The 18658-nt window shown below is 52.4% G+C and carries 19 protein-coding genes; 1 reads left to right on the top strand and 18 read right to left on the bottom strand.

The window, feature by feature from the left end:
* Positions 1 to 108 precede the first annotated feature (108 nt).
* From ARCH_RS04210 to thrS, 15 genes are all read right to left on the bottom strand, one after another.
* Entirely contained in the window at positions 109 to 657 is a 549-nt protein-coding gene (locus ARCH_RS04210) for an adenine phosphoribosyltransferase (RefSeq protein WP_013170049.1), read from the bottom strand.
* Positions 654 to 1751 (bottom strand): protein translocase subunit SecF, encoded by a 1098-nt coding sequence (gene secF, locus ARCH_RS04205; protein ID WP_013170048.1) that lies wholly within the window; start codon positions 1749 to 1751, stop codon positions 654 to 656. Before secF ends, ARCH_RS04210 begins: the two co-directional genes overlap by 4 nt.
* Positions 1751 to 3607: a protein translocase subunit SecD gene (gene secD, locus ARCH_RS04200; protein ID WP_013170047.1), complete on the bottom strand. Its 1857-nt coding sequence runs from the start codon at positions 3605 to 3607 to the stop codon at positions 1751 to 1753. Before secD ends, secF begins: the two co-directional genes overlap by 1 nt.
* A 34-nt stretch (positions 3608 to 3641) precedes the next feature.
* Entirely contained in the window at positions 3642 to 4007 is a 366-nt protein-coding gene (yajC, locus tag ARCH_RS04195) for a preprotein translocase subunit YajC (protein WP_013170046.1), read from the bottom strand.
* A 139-nt stretch (positions 4008 to 4146) separates the two neighbouring features.
* Positions 4147 to 5163 carry a Holliday junction branch migration DNA helicase RuvB gene (gene ruvB / locus ARCH_RS04190; protein WP_013170045.1) on the bottom strand — a complete coding sequence of 339 codons (1017 nt, stop codon included), beginning with the start codon at positions 5161 to 5163 and terminating at the stop codon, positions 4147 to 4149.
* 2 nt (positions 5164 to 5165) lie between these two features.
* Positions 5166 to 5765 carry a Holliday junction branch migration protein RuvA gene (ruvA, locus tag ARCH_RS04185; protein ID WP_013170044.1) on the bottom strand — a complete coding sequence of 200 codons (600 nt, stop codon included), beginning with the start codon at positions 5763 to 5765 and terminating at the stop codon, positions 5166 to 5168.
* Between the two features lie 38 nt (positions 5766 to 5803).
* Positions 5804 to 6424, bottom strand: a complete 621-nt coding sequence (gene ruvC, locus ARCH_RS04180; protein ID WP_013170043.1) for a crossover junction endodeoxyribonuclease RuvC — start codon at positions 6422 to 6424, stop codon at positions 5804 to 5806.
* Positions 6425 to 7189, bottom strand: a complete 765-nt coding sequence (locus ARCH_RS04175; protein WP_013170042.1) for a YebC/PmpR family DNA-binding transcriptional regulator — start codon at positions 7187 to 7189, stop codon at positions 6425 to 6427.
* 74 nt (positions 7190 to 7263) lie between these two features.
* Positions 7264 to 7824 (bottom strand): NUDIX hydrolase, encoded by a 561-nt coding sequence (locus ARCH_RS04170; protein WP_013170041.1) that lies wholly within the window; start codon positions 7822 to 7824, stop codon positions 7264 to 7266.
* A gap of 9 nt (positions 7825 to 7833) precedes the next feature.
* Positions 7834 to 8988: a PrsW family intramembrane metalloprotease gene (locus ARCH_RS09345; protein ID WP_049765822.1), complete on the bottom strand. Its 1155-nt coding sequence runs from the start codon at positions 8986 to 8988 to the stop codon at positions 7834 to 7836.
* Complete coding sequence (locus tag ARCH_RS04160; protein ID WP_013170039.1) at positions 8978 to 9562, bottom strand: hypothetical protein; 585 nt, start codon at positions 9560 to 9562, stop codon at positions 8978 to 8980. The genes ARCH_RS09345 and ARCH_RS04160 overlap by 11 nt, the downstream gene beginning before the upstream one ends.
* On the bottom strand, positions 9562 to 10698 hold the full coding sequence (locus ARCH_RS04155; protein WP_013170038.1) for a glycosyltransferase family 4 protein: 1137 nt from the start codon (positions 10696 to 10698) through the stop codon (positions 9562 to 9564). Before ARCH_RS04155 ends, ARCH_RS04160 begins: the two co-directional genes overlap by 1 nt.
* Positions 10695 to 11657: a phosphatidylinositol mannoside acyltransferase gene (locus tag ARCH_RS04150; protein ID WP_013170037.1), complete on the bottom strand. Its 963-nt coding sequence runs from the start codon at positions 11655 to 11657 to the stop codon at positions 10695 to 10697. The genes ARCH_RS04155 and ARCH_RS04150 overlap by 4 nt, the downstream gene beginning before the upstream one ends.
* Positions 11635 to 12270: a phosphatidylinositol phosphate synthase gene (pgsA, locus tag ARCH_RS04145; RefSeq protein ID WP_013170036.1), complete on the bottom strand. Its 636-nt coding sequence runs from the start codon at positions 12268 to 12270 to the stop codon at positions 11635 to 11637. Before pgsA ends, ARCH_RS04150 begins: the two co-directional genes overlap by 23 nt.
* 8 nt (positions 12271 to 12278) lie before the next feature.
* Positions 12279 to 14309 carry a threonine--tRNA ligase gene (thrS, locus tag ARCH_RS04140; protein WP_041640360.1) on the bottom strand — a complete coding sequence of 677 codons (2031 nt, stop codon included), beginning with the start codon at positions 14307 to 14309 and terminating at the stop codon, positions 12279 to 12281.
* 137 nt (positions 14310 to 14446) lie between these two features.
* On the opposite strand from thrS, the gene ARCH_RS04135 reads away from it, so the two are divergent.
* Positions 14447 to 15829 carry an L-serine ammonia-lyase gene (locus ARCH_RS04135; RefSeq protein ID WP_013170034.1) on the top strand — a complete coding sequence of 461 codons (1383 nt, stop codon included), beginning with the start codon at positions 14447 to 14449 and terminating at the stop codon, positions 15827 to 15829.
* On the opposite strand, the gene ARCH_RS04130 is transcribed toward ARCH_RS04135, so the two are convergent.
* Genes ARCH_RS04130 through ARCH_RS04120 form a run of 3 tightly spaced genes read right to left on the bottom strand, consistent with a single transcriptional unit; the run spans position 15810 to position 18628 of the window.
* Positions 15810 to 16643, bottom strand: a complete 834-nt coding sequence (locus tag ARCH_RS04130; RefSeq protein ID WP_013170033.1) for a metal ABC transporter permease — start codon at positions 16641 to 16643, stop codon at positions 15810 to 15812. The two genes, ARCH_RS04135 and ARCH_RS04130, sit on opposite strands and share 20 nt — an antisense overlap.
* Positions 16636 to 17346 (bottom strand): metal ABC transporter ATP-binding protein, encoded by a 711-nt coding sequence (locus ARCH_RS04125; RefSeq protein WP_049765820.1) that lies wholly within the window; start codon positions 17344 to 17346, stop codon positions 16636 to 16638. Before ARCH_RS04125 ends, ARCH_RS04130 begins: the two co-directional genes overlap by 8 nt.
* Entirely contained in the window at positions 17324 to 18628 is a 1305-nt protein-coding gene (locus tag ARCH_RS04120) for a metal ABC transporter solute-binding protein, Zn/Mn family (RefSeq protein WP_013170031.1), read from the bottom strand. Before ARCH_RS04120 ends, ARCH_RS04125 begins: the two co-directional genes overlap by 23 nt.
* Positions 18629 to 18658: the final 30 nt, after the last annotated feature.

Below are 18658 nucleotides of genomic sequence, written 5' to 3'. Positions count from 1 at the left end.
ACACCATTTTAGCGTACTTTGTCCAAACCCTTACTATCGAGTGATACAGAAAAGGGAGGCAAGGCAGAACCTGCCTTGCCTCCCCACTGGGTTTAGAACGCCGTAATTTCAGTATTGAAGAACCGAATCTACTTCAACGCCTTCGCCGAGGTAATCGCGACCGCTGAACTCAGTGAGTTCGATCAAAACACACAGGCCAACTGGATCGCCACCTGCCTGGCGAATCAGATCGCACGCTGCACCTGCCGTACCGCCCGTTGCCAGGACGTCATCAAGCACGAGCACACGTTGGCCATCTTCTACCGTGAATGGCTGAAGTTCCATACGAGCCGAACCATATTCGAGATCGTAATCGATGCCAACAACTGGACCAGGCAAACGGCCAGCTTTGCGAACTGTCAACATACCAACACCGAGTGCAACAGCAAGCGGTGCTGCCAGGATGAAGCCACGCGATTCGAGGCCAGCAACTGCATCAACCTTGCCGCGGTACTTATCCGCAAGCATCTTAATGAGGGCTGCGAAACCTTCTGGATCTGCGATCAATGGAGTGATGTCCCGGAACAACACGCCACGTGCTGGAAAGTCCTGGACTTCACGGACATGTGAACGGACGAGATCAACCACGTCCTGTGGGAAATTATTATCGCTGCTCAACGTTTCTTCCTCTTCTTTTTGCGTTTCGGCTGTGCGTGGTGCCCGACATGAGCGCCAGCGATAGTTTCTACTGGATCAAGTTTATCGCTTTCACCGGTTTCGTGGCTGGTTTCTGCTTGTGCAGCCGCGCGCCGAGCAAGAATATCTTGCGTATGTTCCCGAATCTTCGGGTTACGCATCGCAAGAACAACTGCCAACGGAGCTGCAATGATCAGAGACGAAAGTGTAGATAATAGCATACCCACGAACATGACGAGTGCAAGATCGCGGAGTGTGTCTGCACCTAACACGTACACGCCAATGAAGAGAATTGCTGCAACTGGCAACAGACCGGTGATTGACGTATTCAACGAACGAATCAACGTCTGGTTCATTGCCTGGTTGGCAGTTTCTTCATAGGTATAGGTGTGCTGGTTGGTGATGTGTTCAGTGTTTTCACGAACCTTATCGAACACCACAACCGTGTCATAGAGCGAGTAGCCCATAATGGTAAGCAAACCAATAACAGTTGCTGGGGTGATTTCGAATCCGGCCCACCAGTACACGCCTAGAGTCACGATGAAATCGTGGATAAGTGCGCCGTTGGCGCCGACCGCGATTGCCCAGGAACGGAAGTAAATAGTAAGCACGAGCGAGATGAGCACCATGAAGATGATCATTGCGCGAACTGCTTTCGACAGAATATCCGCACCCCACGATGGGCCAACGAACGTTGAGGTCACTTTGCTTGGATCCACTTTATATGCGCTTGCAAGGGCATCGCGCACTTCCTGTGTTTGCTTGTCATCAAGTTTGACCGTTTGGACACGGATTGACGACGAGCCAAGCGAAGCTACGCGTGGGGAGTCATCTTTACCGACGGTCTTAATGACGTCATATGCTGGCTTGTGCTCCGTGATGGAGGTACCAGATACAGTGAATTGGGAGCCACCACGGAATTCGATACCAGTGTTTGGCGACTTAACCACGAATGCAAGTAGGGACAGCACCATCAGAGCCATTGCGAGGGAGAACCAAAGCTTACGACGCCCGATGATATTGACTGAGGATCGACCTGTGTAGAGATCATTTCCGATTTTGTACATCGATAACATCAGTTCTCCCCTTCCTGTGCAGCGGCTTTACGTTCGCGGCGTTCCCGTGCTCGGCGTTGTGCCAAAGTTTCCTGTTTGTCAAGGAAGCGCTCATCTGGATATTCGTAATCATGCAAATCAACGTTTCCGCTAGCACCGGTTGCGCGAACCGTGCGAGTCTTCTTTGTAGGCTTTGGTGCGGAATATGCACGGCCGCGGTATATCGGAGTGCGTTCGAGCTTGTCAGCATCCAAACCAGAACCACGCTTACCTTCACCAAAGTATGCAGTCTTGCCTAAGTAATGCATGATCGGATAGGTGAACATCATAACGACGATCAAATCGAGAACTGTGGTTACGCCTAGTGTGAACGCAAACCCGCGAACAGATCCGACAGTCAAGATGAAGAGCACGGAGGCTGCTACCAAGTTGACGACGTCAGAGATGATGATTGTGCGGCGAGCGCGTTCCCAACCGTGTTCAATACCGCCACGGATGGTGCGACCATCGCGAATCTCATCGCGGATTCGTTCAAAGTACACGATAAATGAATCGGCTGTCACACCAACTGAAATGATAATACCCAAGACTCCTGCCATTGACAGACGATAATCCATGGTCCATGACAACAAGGAAATCACGAAGAACGAAAGACCTGTGGAAACAGCAATCGATGCAATAGCCACTAGGCCAAGCGCATGGTACTGCCAGATCATGTAGAGAACGATGAATAAGATACCGAAGAGGCCGGCGATCAAACCAGATTCAAGCTGTTCAGCACCCAATGTTGCCGAAATCTGTTCTTCCGATTGCACTTCAAAGAACAAAGGTAGCGAACCGAAGTTGAGCTGGTTAGCAAGGTTGGCTGCTTCCTTCGCCTTGAACGAGCCCGTAATCTGCGCCTGGCCACCGGTGATTGGGTTGTCAGTCTTTGGAGCCGAAACGGTCTTGCCGTCAAGAACAATAGCGAACTGGTTCTGTGGAGACTTTAGCTTGGAGATGCGGCCGGTAACTTCGGCAAACTTCTTAGAGCCTTCGGAATTGAAGTTCATGTGAACAGCGAAGCCACCGTCTGGTTGACCTTGCTGGTTCACGGATGGGCCAGAGGATGCAGAAGAAATCTGCGAGCCTTCAAGTTCTGCTGGACCAAGAATATACTTGGTGCCACGGCCCGGTTCACATGACACAAGTGCCTTTGCCGGATCATCAGCGTTCGATGCGATTGCCTGATCTTTCGAACCGCATTCGAGGATCAACGAGTTGTACACAACCTGTTCAGTGATCCACGCAGGATCCGACGCATTCGCCGGAGTTTGTTCCGGAGCGTCAGAGAGCTGACCATCGCCGTTCTTATCGGCAAGCTTCATGACAGCATCTTTGTACTGTTCGTCAGTCATCGTCTTAGGATCGAGGCCTTGAGCCTTATCCCCTAGCTGCTTGACAAGATCTTCCTTGGAGATTGCCTTTGGATTTGCGTAAGACAAGACTGGACGCATGCGAAGCACTGCTGATGTGCGCACAAGATCGAGCGTTGCTTTATCGGGTTGTCCTGGAAGAGCAACAATAATGTTAGATCCGCCTTGAGCGGTGATCTCTGCTTCGGCAACACCGGAGGCATCGACACGCTGACGGATGATTTCAATTGCTTGCTTCACATCTTCGTCTGTCACCTCCGAGCCATCAGTTGTTGCTGGGGTGAGGATGATTTGGGTACCACCCTCAAGATCTAGTGCTAGTTCTGGCAAGAAACGATTCTTAGCGCCGGTAAAAGTGCCGAATCCAAGTGCGGCAAAGAGCGCCACAATCATCACGGTAAGTGTTATCAGGCGCCCTATGGGCTTACTTTGCTTGCTCAGTTCATCACGTGATGTTTGCACGCGTGTACTCCTTGACATTCTTTAAGGCTGGTGGTTACTTCCACGCAGATCCTTGGTTATCGCTCGATGTGGAATCAGATGTGAGCGGCGACGCTACTTCTTCCTCTTCATCAGCGTTATACGATTCGTCTTCGTCAACTGTGGCGAGCGGGATGTCCATTTGCGACATGATCGCGGAACGTAGCCACACAGTTTCGTCACCTGACGGGGATTCCAATGTAATGGCGTCTCCATCAATATCAACAATGCGCCCGAAAAAACCGGACGTTGTGACAACATTATTGCCAACGACGATTGCTTCTTCTCTCCGTTCGTTTTGTTGACGTTGCGTTTTACGCGCAGTCGCATTCATGAAGAAAATGAATATCACGACAAAGAGAAGCGGAATAATGAATTCCATTGATAATCCTCGTTCCAATAGAGAGATGCCATACGGATCAAAGTCTACCCGTTATAGGTGCTAGAACGGAGATTCCTCCGCATTTTGGTACAACGCCACATTAGAACACGTAAGATACGGAGTTTAGCCCGCCTGTTCTTTAAGAAAATAGTGTGTTTTCGGGCGGGATTATCCCTAAGTGTTCCCAGGCCATCGGAGTTGCGATGCGCCCGCGCGGAGTTTTAGAAATAAACCCTTGCCGCATAAGGTACGGTTCGGCAACGGTTTCAATCGTTTCTGGTTCTTCGCCTACAGAAACAGCCAATGTTGTGAGGCCTACAGGGCCACCATTGAAACGCCGGCACAGCGCCTCAAGCACTGCTCGATCCAGCCGGTCAAGCCCACGTAGATCAACTTCAAACACGTTCAACGCAGAACGTGCAGCTTCAACATCCAGTTTTCCCGTACCGCGAACTTGAGCCCAGTCCTGGACACGTCTTAACAGCCTGTTGGCGATACGTGGGGTCCCACGCGAACGCGAAGCGATTTCCACAGCGGCATCAGCAGATAGTTCCGCATCAAGTTTTATCGCATTTCGCTCCACGATAGATGCCAGTTCTTCGTGAGTATAGTAATCAAGATAGGCCGTAAAGCCGAATCGATCACGTAATGGTGCAGGTAGCATGCCCGCACGCGTAGTTGCCCCAACAACGGTAAATGGTGGCAATGCCAATGGGATCGACGTGGCCCCCGGGCCTTTACCCACCATCACATCCACGCGGAAATCTTCCATCGCAAGATAAAGCATTTCTTCAGCAGTGCGAGCAAGGCGGTGGATTTCATCGATGAAGAGAACATCGCCTTCTTGAAGCGAAGAAAGCACAGCTGCAAGATCACCAGGGTGTTGAATCGCCGGGCCAGAAGTGAGACGCAACGCGCCCCCCACTTCAGCAGCGATAATCATCGCAAGCGTGGTTTTTCCTAGTCCAGGAGGCCCGGAAAGTAATACGTGATCCGGAGCTTTCTGGCGTGCGATAGCAGCATCTAGAACTAGCGAAAGTTGTTCGCGTACGATCTGCTGCCCCACAAAATCTTCTAATCGTTTCGGCCGCAATGCAGCTTCTTGAGCGCGTTCAGTATCTGACGCACCGGTATCAGTGATCTCATTCCATTCCATGGTTATCTCCTGCTACCTAGAATCTGTAAAGCGGCACGTAGAAGTTCTGCCACAGAAGCACCAGGCATTTTATTCGTTGCTTCGTGAACCGCCGGGGCGGCTTCGCGTTCATTCCAGCCCAAGTTAACGAGGGCTTCTAGAACATCCGCATCAGCAGGCACCACGCGCGTATCGGCTCCACTAGCCGTAGCGCTCCCCCGCGTAGGCCCAAGTTTGGAGCCCAGTTCAAGAATCATACGTTGGGCACCCTTTTTGCCAATACCCGATACGCGAGTTAAAGCCGCTTCATTCTTTGTAGCAACAGCATCACGTAAAGCATCAGGAGTTAACACAGCTAAAACAGCCAGAGCAGTACGCGGCCCGATTCCGCTAATCCCAGTGAGAATATCAAAAACATCGCGTTCATCGATATCACCGAAACCATAAAGAGTAAGTGAATCTTCGCGGACTATCAGGGAGGTCATAAGATGAGCTTCAGCGCCCATACGCAACGTGCTCAACGTTGTAGGGGTGGCCTGCACGCTCATCCCAACGCCACCAACCTCAATTACTGCCGATGTAATGCCAATAGCACTAACTATTCCACGCAGACTTGCGATCACAATCTTTTACCTTTCGAACACCTGTTTGAATCAGTGTATCATGAAGGCTTGACTGCTCCGTGCCTACGTGACATACGCTCAGCCGCTGCCCACGCTTTCTGAGCAGGAGTAAGATCGGCGCCTTCGGCACGAGGCAACATACCTGCGCCACCGTGCTGGGAGCGATCCAGTTCCACGAAGTCCTGTGCTCCCCCGCGCCAGGCATGGCAGATAGCCACGGCGATCGCATCAGCGGCATCCTTCGGGCGCGGCAGCTTATCCAGCCCAAGGATCCGTTGCACCATAGTCTGTACTTGGATTTTTTGAGCGCGCCCATTTCCCGTCACGGCTGCCTTTACTTCAGATGGCGAATGCATCCCCACCGGCAAACTTGCCTTCGCAGCAGCCAACAGTACAATCCCCACAACTTGAGCAGTAGACATCACGGAACGCACGTTATCTTGCGCAAACACACGTTCTACCGCAACCACATCTGGCCGATGGGCGTGGATCGTTTCTTCTAGTTCTTGGGAGATCATTAAAAGCCGTTGGTGCGGCGCCATCTGGGGATCAGTGCGCGCCACACCAACGGATACAAGCGAAATCCTGCGCGCTCCGGCGGCATCAAGAACGCATATACCGCAGCGCGTCAGACCGGGATCAATCCCGAGAATTCGCATTTAGTCTTCCTCAGCGAGTGCTGCTTCGACGTCGTCAGAAAGATCCAGGTTGGAGTACACAGCCTGGATGTCATCAACGTCGTCAAGAGCGTCAATCAGCTTCATGAGCTTGTTGGCGGTCTCTACATCGGTAATCGGCACCTTCATCGATGGCACAAACTGAACTTCAGCGGAGTTGTAATCGATGCCTTCGGCCTGGAGTGCTTTACGAACCTCAACGACGTCATTTGGTTCGGAGAGGACTTCGAATACGTCGCCTTCGTTCGTCACTTCTTCAGCGCCTGCATCGAGTACGGCCATCAGGATGTCATCTTCACTGAAATCACCGGTGTTTGGCACTTCAACAATGCCCTTGCGGGAGAACATGTAGGACACGGAACCTGGATCTGCCAAGGTTCCACCGTTGCGGGTGAGCGCCACGCGAACGTCGGACGCTGCGCGGTTACGGTTATCGGTCAAACATTCGATGAGGATTGCCACGCCGTTTGCGCCGTAGCCTTCGTACATGATGTTTTCGTAGTTGACTTGTTCTGCGCCTTCACCGGATCCACGTTTGACTGCACGATCGATGTTATCTGCTGGAACCGAGTTCTTCTTTGCTTTCTGGATCGCATCATAGAGGGTTGGGTTTCCAGCAGGATCTCCGCCGCCGGTGCGGGCAGCAACTTCAATGTTCTTGATAAGACGAGCGAACAACTTGCCGCGCTTGGCATCAATCGCTGCCTTCTTGTGCTTCGTGGTGGCCCACTTAGAGTGTCCTGACACGGGTGTCTCCTTCTATCACGTTATCTACCTCTGGCATTCTACAGCCTTTTACAGGTGTGCCGAAAAATTTAGGGCTATTCTTCTACGATAGTGCGACACACACCATCCCAAGTGCCCTGCCATTCGCGTGCGAATTCGGGCAGATCACGTGGGAATACCCATTGGCCTGTGTCTTGGATGGCGCGTAACGAGTCAAGGTTCCACCATGTTTGATCGTCGAGTAGGTGATGTTCCAGCGTGGTCCATTCACGATTGTGCCCTGAGTTGATGAGTTCTGCTTCGGATTCGTCGATATGAATGACGAAGAATTCTTCGTCTTGTTTTCGTGTTTTTGCGGCGAAGTGGAAGGTTGAGTATCGCATGAGCACGGGGCCTATGAGCCGCTTTTTATCGACGACGAGCCCCGTTTCTTCCCTCAGCTCACGTACCGCAGCATCGGCGGGGCTTTCTTCTGCTTCGATTCCGCCACCTGGCGTGAACCACCAGGTTTGGCTGGGTTCATCGATATCGTGGCCGAGGATCAGAAAAATTTCCCCGGCAGGATTAAAAACGACTATTCGCGCGGCTTTTCTGTATGGGTATCCTTCTTCGTTGAGAGGCCATTCGACGAAGTCGATTGTGTCTTGTGAGGTCATGAGTGTTCCTTACCCCGTGGTGAAGACTGATCGTAAAGTTTGTGCTTTGAGGAGGAGTTCTTGAAGATAGGTTTGATCGGATAGGGCCACGTGTTTTCCACTGCGTTGGGCGCGAGTTGTTTCGTGGCCAACTTGTAGCATGATGTCTTGGAAACGGCGCATGGCTTCAGTTCCTTTGCCTGGTGGAGCACCGAGTTTGCGCGCTTGGCGTTCTGCCCACAACAATGCTTGTTGCCGGTAACGCATTCGGGCGATCATTGTGACTTCGTAGCGTGCGAACCAGCCTTCACGCACGTACCGTTCGAGGCCACCAAGTACTGCTTTCTTTTCGTATGAGCGAGCGTAGATCACCATGGCTGAGGCGACGACGGCGAGCGGCACGTTTGAGATGACTTTATACGTTTCGTACGTCATCCCTTCCCAATTAAGTGCGTCATTATTGATGAAGTGGAATGTTCCCGCACTGAGCATGGCCGGAATTGTCCACCACACGATCGCCCATTTGTGGCGTGAATACTCTGCGAAACCAATAAAGAAGCCAAAAAGCGCAGAATACGTATCATGGCTGAGAGGCCCATCGAGGAATCGAACAGTAAATACTTCGGTTAAGAAATCGAAGTTGCGTACGAAGTAGAGAATGTTTTCAGTGAAGCTGAAACCAGCGCCGATCAGCGCGCCGTATACGATTCCATCTACAGGTCCGTTGAAGTAGTGCCGGAAAGCTACGTAGATCAGGATGATCCCAGCGCCTTTCACGGCTTCTTCTGAAATTGGTGCAATCCACGATGCTGTGTAGCGCGAAATGTCATACACTGTGGCACCTTCATCAAGAAGTTTTGGAATCAGACGTGACGATGCAAAATCGTTAATCAGGGCGCCAACAAGAACGGAAACGCCACCGCCCCAGGCAAATGCCAGTGCGTAGAGCCACAGTGGTTCTGGCTCCCAATAATCGATGATCCACACCAGTAAAAGCGTGAAAATCACGGGAACCAACGCCCATACCCCGGCTACAACTGCACCAGAAATTCCAGCCGGCCCAGCAAGTGCCGGCCACACTTCAAGAAACGCAATACCAGTGAAAACGATCAGACCAATAATATAGGCATAGAAATCAAGCGAATGCTTTCGTGGCAACCGTAAGTATTGTGCTTTATTCATCATCAAGATCCACCGTTTGAGGCCATGAAGCATATCCGTGAATGCGGAACATCCGAGCAAGAAGGGTTCGGCGAATGCGCCGAGCTCCGGCTACGTGAATGTTATGGAAGCGGCGAGTTAATCGAACAGCCTGGCGAACACGGTCAAGTTCAGCTAATAATTGCACGTCGCCATGGATATCAGCATCATCTAATTCATCAACCGTGTAGCGCAAAACCCGCGATAGTTCAGATTCGGCAGCAACCCGATTTGGTCCGCCACGTTTTAGGGCACTGATCCGTTCGCCGTCGGGATCACTGACGTAGATGTCATCCAGGCCGTCGTCGACTAAAACATAACCCGCGCCTTGCAGACATTCGCTGGCTGCCTGATCAACCACCACAGAACTTGCCAAATTCAAAACACCGCTACGCGACACTTCAATCGCGCACCGAGCCCGCGAATTCAACGCGGCCTCAAGCGCTACCCGTGACTTCACGATATTTTTATGAAGCGCATCCAACCGCCGTGCCTTGAGCGATGCCACGATCCCAATAAGAATCACGCACGCAACAACGGTTCCGATAGCATATGCCATTACTCCATCACCTCAAGTTCGGCCGTAGATCGGGCAGTTTCATACACAGTTAAAATCTGCGAAGCAACGGAGGACCAGTCATAACGCCACGCGGCGGCCTCCGCATCCTGTGCACGTTTCCCCCTCCCTTGTGGATCTCGCAACACGGAACAGACAACGCGAGCCAAGTCATCGGCGTCGTTATTAGAAAAATGAGCCCCAAAACTCCCATCCCCCAACACGGCACGAAACGCGGGAATGTCCGACGCAACAATTCCGGCACCAGCGCTCATCGCTTCAACCAAAATAATGCCAAACGATTCGCCGCCCGTATTCGGTGCCAGATAAATATCGGTGCTGGCGAGAAGACGTGCCTTATCTTCATCGGAAACAGGACCTAAGAAGGTGACTGCATCGGCGTCGGAGCCAAAAGATTCGCGCGCAACATCCACGTCACCTTTGCCCGCCACGAACAATCGCACGCCCGGAAACTCGCGGCGAATCGCACCAAATGCCCGCGCAACCACAGGTAGCCCCTTGCGAGGTTCGTCCAAACGCCCCAAAAAACTTAACGTGGGTGCCTCTACACTCCCCACAAATCGTGAATCCTTCTCCAAAACTCGCATAGAATCAACGAAAACTCCGTTAGGAATCACCCAAGCATCCGCACCAAGATACTGCACGGCCGTACGGCGCGCCTCCTGCGAAACAGCGATTCGTGCCTGAATTTTTTCCAACATCGGAACCAAAAACGGAGAAGCAATAGACATCAAACGCGATTTGTCCATCGCCGTATGAAACGTAGAAACCACAGGGCACGATGCGCTCATCAACGCCAACATCGAAACAGACGGAGTAAAAGGTTCATGCACATGCAACACGTCCAGCTGCGAATCACGCAACCAGGCGCGAACCTGCCGATTTACCTTCGGCCCGAACGCCAAACGTGCCACGGAACCGTTGTAATGAATAGGAATCGCTGCCCCCACGGGGTAAACGAATTCTTCCAAACCATCGCACCCGGGTTGACGTTCGGAAGGGGCGATCACACTGACCTCATGCCCGCGGGCAATCAGTTCCTGCGCGAGATCGCGAATATGGAACTGGACTCCCCCAGCAACATCCCACGAATATCCGCAGGCTATACCGATTTTCATGGTGTCTCCTTCTGGGCGCGCGCGAGGCGGGCTGGATCAAGATCTGCGACGAATACTTTTTGGAGCATGTGCCAGTGTGTGAGGTGTGGTGTGGCGGCGCTGCTCATGAAGTGGGCCCATTCGTCCATCATGCGTTGCACGTCACGGACGCGTTCTGGCCGGGAAGCTGTTGGTGGGACCTGCGGCGTTATCGGGTTGCCGATGATGAGGCGTATCCCCCATGTGGTTCCGGCGCGCGCCACCCGTGCTTTATCGTGGTGAAAGTTTTCCGCAATACAGAAGATGGGGAACATGGCCGAGCCGGTTTTTTGCGCTAGGATCGCGGGGCCGGGTGCAACGCGCGCGTGGTGCCCAAATAGGTTGACGTCTACTCCAGTGGCGCTGAGATCACGATCGCATAGGAGTGGCACGAAGCAACGAGTGGCAGCCATATCACGGGTCAATTTTTCTACCACGTGCTGGGATTTTTCTGCGTGATAGATGGTCATGCCTAGTTTTCTGCGCAGATCAAGGAACGTGTGGGTGATTTCTGGGGGTTCGAGTTTTTCGGCCACGGTGTGGACTGGGGCCAGGTTTCGGGTGGCCCATGCGCCCGCAAGATCCCAGTTTCCGGCGTGCATGAGCGCTGCCGTGCACGATCCGGTTTTGAGTGCGGCGGCTAGCGGCTCCATATTTTCTACCGACACGCGCGCATCGATCTGTTCTGGCGTGAGGTATGGGAGCCGGAATGCTTCATAGTAGTAACGCAGGTAGTGGCGCATTGCAGTGGCAGAGCGCAGTTTTTTGGAGATTCCCGACGCCGGGGCCACACGTTCGTAGTTCGCCCTCAGTTGCATTATTCCTGAGGAAGACGATAAGCCTGCAAGTGTACCGATTGCAGCGAATAACGACCGGGCGCATGCTTCTGGCATGCGCCTGGCCGTCACATCGATCAGCTTAAAGATCAGATGAGGATTCATGATCTCGTAACTGCGAGCGTACGTAGAGCATCCGTTGAATAACCGTGATCCCGGCTAGGAGGGCAAGTACCCACATGCCACCGGCTAGGATCCAGTGTGAGGCACCGAGGCCAACAGCAACCGTGCAGACCCCTGCAAAGACGAGGCGATCTGCACGTTCAGCAAAACCAATTGCGGCTTCGCATCCGATACTTTCTGCCTTTGCCCGGCTGTATGGAACAACGCTTCCAAGTAGCCCGGAAGCCAGTGCTCCACTCATCATCCACGGCGCAACGGCAGGATCTGCATGATAGTAGCCCCAAGCAGCCAGTGCTGCAAAGACGGCGGCATCCGTGACGCGATCTAGCGTGGAATCCAGGAACGATCCCCATGCGGAACTCGATTTGGTAAGCCGAGCAATCTGGCCATCCAAATTATCGAAGATCAGCACAATCGTTGTGAGGATTGTGCCGGTGATCAGCATGTTGCGAGGCAGAAAGAAGAGCGCGGATGCACACGATAACACTGTGCCAACCCAGGTCACGATATTCGCGCCAATCCCCAATTTTACGAACAGCCGCGCAACTGGTCCAAAGACCAGTTGCGCGAAAGGTCTACCACTGCGTGAAAGCATGAGTATCCTTACTGGTTCGTATGGTTGCGGATATGATCGACGATGCGTGCAACGGCTTCATCCACAGCCACACCGTTATCTTGCGAACCATCTCGCATACGGAACGAGACTGCACCGGCTTCCATATCTTCGCCACCTGCGATGAGCGTGAATGGAACCTTGTCCTTCGATGCGTTACGAATTTTCTTCGGGAAGCGATCGTCAGACTTATCAACCTCAACGCGTACGCCCTGAGCACGGAGTTTGTCAGCTACCGAATCTAGGTAGTCGTTGAACGCATCTGCAACTGGAACACAGCGAACTTGGACTGGTGCCAACCATGCTGGGAAGGCACCTGCGTAGTGTTCGGTGAGAACGCCGAAGAAGCGTTCGATAGAACCGAAGAGTGCACGGTGGATCATTACTGGGCGGTGGCGTTCGCCATCCGGGCCGGTGTATTCCAGATCGAAGCGCTCAGGCAAGTTGAAATCGAGCTGGATCGTGGACATCTGCCAGGTGCGGCCCAGGGCGTCTTTTGCTTGAACGGAAATCTTCGGGCCGTAGAAAGCAGCGCCTTCTGGATCTGGCACGAGTTCCAGGCCGGACGCTTCTGCTACTTCCTGAAGAGTGCGGGTGGATTCTTCCCACACATCATCGTCACCAACAAACTTCTTTGGATTCTTGGTGGACAGTTCGAGGTAGAAATCATCCAAACCGTAGTCTTTAAGAAGATCCAGCACGAAGGTGAGCAAGCGCGTAAGTTCATCCTTCATCTGATCGCGGGTGCAGTAGATGTGGGCATCGTCTTGAGTGAAGCCACGAGCACGGGTCAAACCGTGAACAACACCGGAGGCTTCGTTACGATACACAGTGCCGAATTCGAACAAGCGAAGTGGAAGTTCACGGTAAGAACGGCCGCGGGACTTGTACACCAGGTTGTGCATTGGGCAATTCATCGGCTTCAGGTAGTAATCTGCGCCCTGCTTGGTGATGTTACCGTCTGCGTCACGTTCTTCATCCATGTGCATCGGAGGATACATACCATCCGCATAGAAATCGAGATGTCCAGAGACCTCAAACAAGTTCCCCTTGGTGATGTGTGGAGTGTTTACAAAGGAGTAGTTACCTTCGATGTGCTTCTGGCGGGAGTAGTTTTCCATCTCCATGCGGATGATGCCGCCCTTTGGATGGAACACGGCCAGGCCAGAGCCGATTTCATCTGGGAAAGAGAACAGGTCAAGTTCAGAACCGAGCTTGCGATGATCACGGCGTTCAGCTTCCGCAATGCGCTCCTGGTAAGCACGCAATTCATCCTTACTTGGCCATGCAGTGCCGTAGATACGCTGGAGGGAATCGTTAGCCTGATCGCCGCGCCAGTAGGCTGCGGAAGACCGGGTAAGAGCAAAGCCGTTGCCGATCAGCTTGGTTGATGGGAGATGTGGGCCACGGCAAAGATCGGTCCAGACAACATCACCGTTGCGGCGCACGTTGTCATACATTGTCAGTTCACCGCCGCCAACTTCAATGGAAGCGCCATCTGCCGCCTGATCACGATCGGCGTCAGATCCTCCCTTGAGGGAAATAAGTTCAAGCTTGTAGGGCTGCGATGCGAGTTCTTCACGCGCGTCATCATCAGAAATTGGACGGCGCACGAAACGCTGACCTTCCTTGACGATGCGCATCATGTCTTTTTCAAGCTGCTTAAGTAGTTCTGGCGTTACCGATTCGATGTTGCCAAAATCGTAGTAGAAGCCGTCCGTAATAAAAGGACCAATGCCGAGGTTAACATCTGGGAAACGGTTCTGGACTGCTTGTGCAAGAACGTGCGTTGCAGAGTGACGGAGAATGTTCAGGCCGTCTGGTTCACTGATATCCACGCCTTCAACAGTTGCACCATCGGCCAAAGTTGCAAGATCAGTATCAAGATCTTTCAACACACCATCCACGCGTAGCGCAACGATTGTGCGCTGATCAGCATAGAATTCACTGCCGCTAAGCGGGGAATCACATTCGTGAACATTACCGTCAATTAAGAGCTTCACATGAGCCTCCTGGATCATCCGTTCGCCATACGAGGGCGCGCGGCATTGTTAAAACATTGTTAGTTTACGCTAATCGTTCGCCCGCTTCATGTAAGAGCAACGCCATACTCGTCACTTACCTCGCGCGTGGGTGCGTTCTCGATTACTCTAGTGGCATGGCTTTGAGTGTATTTGACCTGTTTTCTATCGGTATTGGCCCGTCGTCGTCTCACACGGTGGGGCCGATGCGCGCTGCGGCAGAGTTTTTGTCCGATCTGAGCGATCGCTTGCCAGACGTGGCTCAGGTCAAGTGCACATTACACGGTTCTTTGGGTGCTACTGGCGTTGGGCATGGTACTGATCGTGCAGTGATAGTCGGTTTGATGGGCGAAGTTCCTGAAACGGTTAATCCAAAGATTGTGGCGCCAGCAGTTGCGGACGTCCAGGTGACTGGCCGGATGAAGTTAGCGGGCACGCATGAGATCGCGTTTTCGCCTGGGGTGGATATCGTTCTTGATGGATTGAATGAGCTTCCAGGGCATCCGAACGGTATGCGTCTTGAAGCTTGGAATGCCGAAGGGGAATCGATCGCGAACCAGGTTTATTACTCGGTGGGTGGCGGTTTTATTGTTTCTGGCGACGTCTCCCCTACGGATCCTGTAGTAAGCGAAACCGCCGATGTTCCGTATCCATACGAAACCGCCGCTGATCTTATGGAGCACTGCCAACGCGAAGGCATGTCTATCGCCGAAGTCGCGTATGCGAATGAGCTATCGATGCATTCGGCAGAAGAAATTGATCGCGATTTGCGTACCGTGTGGGATGTGATGCAGGAGTGCGTTCAAAATGGTTCGACGTCGGAGGGTCGCCTTCCCGGGGAGCTGCAGGTTTTGCGGCGTGCACCTGCCCTCTACCGGAAACTAACGAACGAAGATTCTTCCGATCCGCTACGCGCATTGGATTGGGTAGGCTTCTACGCGATGGCAGTGAATGAGGAAAACGCAGCTGGTGGCCGTGTTGTGACTGCTCCGACGAATGGTGCCGCAGGCATTATTCCTGCCGTATTGCACTACTACCGTGATTTTATCGAAGGCGCTGATTGGGAAGGTGTGAAGACTTTCCTTCTCACCTCTGCCGCTATCGGCATGATTTTTAAGAATACGGCATCTATTTCTGGCGCTGAAGTCGGATGCCAAGGCGAAGTTGGTTCAGCATGTTCGATGGCTGCGGCTGGGTGTGCTGCGATTATGGGCGGTACTCCTGCTCAGGTTGAAAACGCTGCCGAAATCGCCATGGAGCACAACCTTGGCCTCACGTGCGATCCAATTGGCGGACTCGTACAGATTCCATGTATTGAACGCAATGCTATTGCTGCCGTGAAGGCGATCACGGCAGCACGAACGGCTATGAGCGGAGATGGATCCCACGTCGTCTCTCTTGATGACGTCATCGTAACCATGCGTGAAACCGGCCTTGATATGCAAGCGAAATATAAGGAAACTGCGCTAGGCGGCTTGGCTGTTCACGTGCGCGTTCCAGTTAACGTCGTTGAATGCTAGCGATGGCGCGGCGCTTCATCAGCGCCCGCCATCCCGCGGCTAACAACATTCCTACCACTGCAATGACAACGATTGATCCACCTGGGCGAATGTCGAAGGTGAACGATACGTAGAGTCCGCTCATGGTGTAAATAATGGACATAAAGATGGATAGCCACCATGTTTGGGCATAACTACGTGCCACGATCAAGGCGGTAGCAACAGGCAACACCATCAGAGACACCACTAAAAGGGCGCCGATCACTTTCACGGCCAATGCCACGGTGAGCGCCGCCAGCCCAGTGAACAGCGTATTAACCAGATCTACTCGCGTTCCAGAAAGTTTAGCAAGCACAGGATCTACCACCATATCCAACAGGGCTCCATAGAAGATCACCGATGTGACCACCACACCAAGGAACACGATGGCGGTTAACCAAACATCACGGGTCGTAACCGCAGAAATACTGCCGAAAAGATACGATTCAAACGATCGCCCAGACGGCGCCAGATCCGATAAGATCACGGCGCTTCCCAAGCCAGCGGAGAGCGTAACAGCAGTTGCCATATCTCCATAGTGCGGCATCTTCTTCCGGATCACTTCGATGATGAATGCGCCCAGAACCGCTACCACGATCGCGCCAATCACCGGATCGAATCCAGCGATGAGCCCCAATGCCACGCCTGCCAATGAGGTGTGCGATAGCGCATCCCCCATCATCGATGTTCGCCGGTTCACCATCACAATTCCAATCAGCGGAATAGCCACAGATAGCATCAGGCCAACGGCCATCGTCCGGCGAACAAACGCGAATTCAATAATGAGATCAAGCATGGCACATCTTTCCGTTGTCAATCGTGTGGGTGGCATCTACATGTAAATGCTGTTCAACAAGGTCGCGTTCATGAGTCACGATAAGAATAGTGAGGTTGCGTTCGATCCGAATATCGTCCAACAGCGTGAGCAACACAGAGATATGACGAGCATCGATGCCAACCGTAGGTTCGTCAAGCACCAGAAGATCAGGATTGTTAATCAGTGATCTGCAAATCAGCGCGCGTTGTTGTAGCCCGCCTGACAGTTCGTTAAATGGGGTATCGCCGTAGTCGTGTAGTCCGAGCCGATCAAGCATCGTATCGACGCGATCGTAGTGCCGCTTACGCGGGATTTTGACAAAGCCAAACGACGACGACAGGCCTTGAACAACCAGTTCGCGCACAGTAATAGGAAACGACACTCGGTTGACCACATGTGTTTGCGGCACATATCCAATCGATTCACCTGCTTTTGCCGATCCTGCCGGAGAATCAAACACAGAGATTGTGCCTGCATTGGGTTTCAACTGGCCAATAATCAGTTTTAACAAGGTCGATTTTCCACTGCCGTTATTCCCGGTCAAACACACCACATCACCAGCATCAATCCTTAATGAAACGCCGGTTAGAACATCATGATGACCATAAGAAAACGCCACATTATCAACAGTTATTGCACACGTCACGGTTACACTCTTCTCACGATTTTTGTAAAGATTCATAGATATTAGAAAGATTCATCCGCATGAGTTCCACATAGCCACGTGTCGCATCCGCAGCAGTGATGTGTTCCATCGATATCAACGGTCTGCTTGAGCCTTGCACTTCCTGGGCCACAACATCAGCAATCTTCGATTCAGTACCGTGCTCATAGAAAATCGTGTGAAGGCCCGTTTGGCGAACATAACGAATGATGTTAACAAGCGAACGCAAACTTGGCGCCTCGTTGGCAGTAAAACCTTGAATCGGGAACTGCGTGAGCCCAAAATCGCGAGCAATATACGCAAACGCCTGGTGTGCAACCACAAAATCCTTACGCGTAGTTTCACCAAACTTCTTCTGGTATTCCCCTTCTAATGCAGAAACATCAGTAACAAAATCACGTTTGCGATTCTTCAACCCAATCTCATCATCGGGTGCTAATTTAACAAGTTCTGTCACAATCGCATTCGCATACCGCTTCGCATTTGACGTAGACAACCACGAATGCGGATCAAACGTGACCTTATCGGTATGAGCCGAACCGCCGTCGATTACAGGAACGAGCGCCAATTCGTCGTCGCCATCAAAAATCGTATAACTCAAAATCTCTTGCGAAACGCGATCGGATACAAACGCCCACCGCCCCGAAAACGGAACCGAAAACGTTACCTCCCCAGATTCGTGCCCCATAGCAACCGAATAAGCCTGATTCGGCTTCACCACAACGTGAGCTTCCTGCTCAACGTCGGTGCCAAACTCAGCCAAGGCATCACGTCCGGCACGAACCAATTCAGCTTCGGATTGATCACCATGCACCGGAACCAATGCCATACGCATATTCGGTTCGTGAGTATGCCCAAACTCAATCGTATACGTCTTATCCGCATCCAAATCCGCCGTAGCCATAAACTGAAACTCGCCCAACGCGGCCGCACCACGATACGTAATCAAATCAACATAATCACCCAAATTAAGAATCGGAACCCGCGGAACAGCCTCCCGAACCTGATCCACCCACGGTTCCATATTTGCCCCGTTGATAATCAGCAAATCGGCCTGAGATAACTTCTTAATGTCATTCGCGGTAGGTTCCCACAAATGTGGATCCTGCCCAAGGGGCATAAACGATCGAACCTCCGCGCTCTCCCCCGCAATCTGCTGTGCTATCGACTCGATCGGGAAAAACGACGTATATACAAGGGGACGGCCCGAATCGATCCGCTCATCGTCTGGCATCACTGCGCAACCTGCAAACAACGCAACTAACGCCACAACAACGATACTCAAACGGCGAATCAACACGGGCCTCTCCCTTATGAAAATGTATGTAAA

Origin of the sequence: Arcanobacterium haemolyticum DSM 20595 (assembly GCF_000092365.1) — a bacterium.
Taxonomy (GTDB): domain Bacteria; phylum Actinomycetota; class Actinomycetes; order Actinomycetales; family Actinomycetaceae; genus Arcanobacterium; species Arcanobacterium haemolyticum.
The sequence above is the reverse complement of the archived record's forward strand: the minus strand, read 5'-3'. Positions and strand labels throughout refer to the sequence as shown.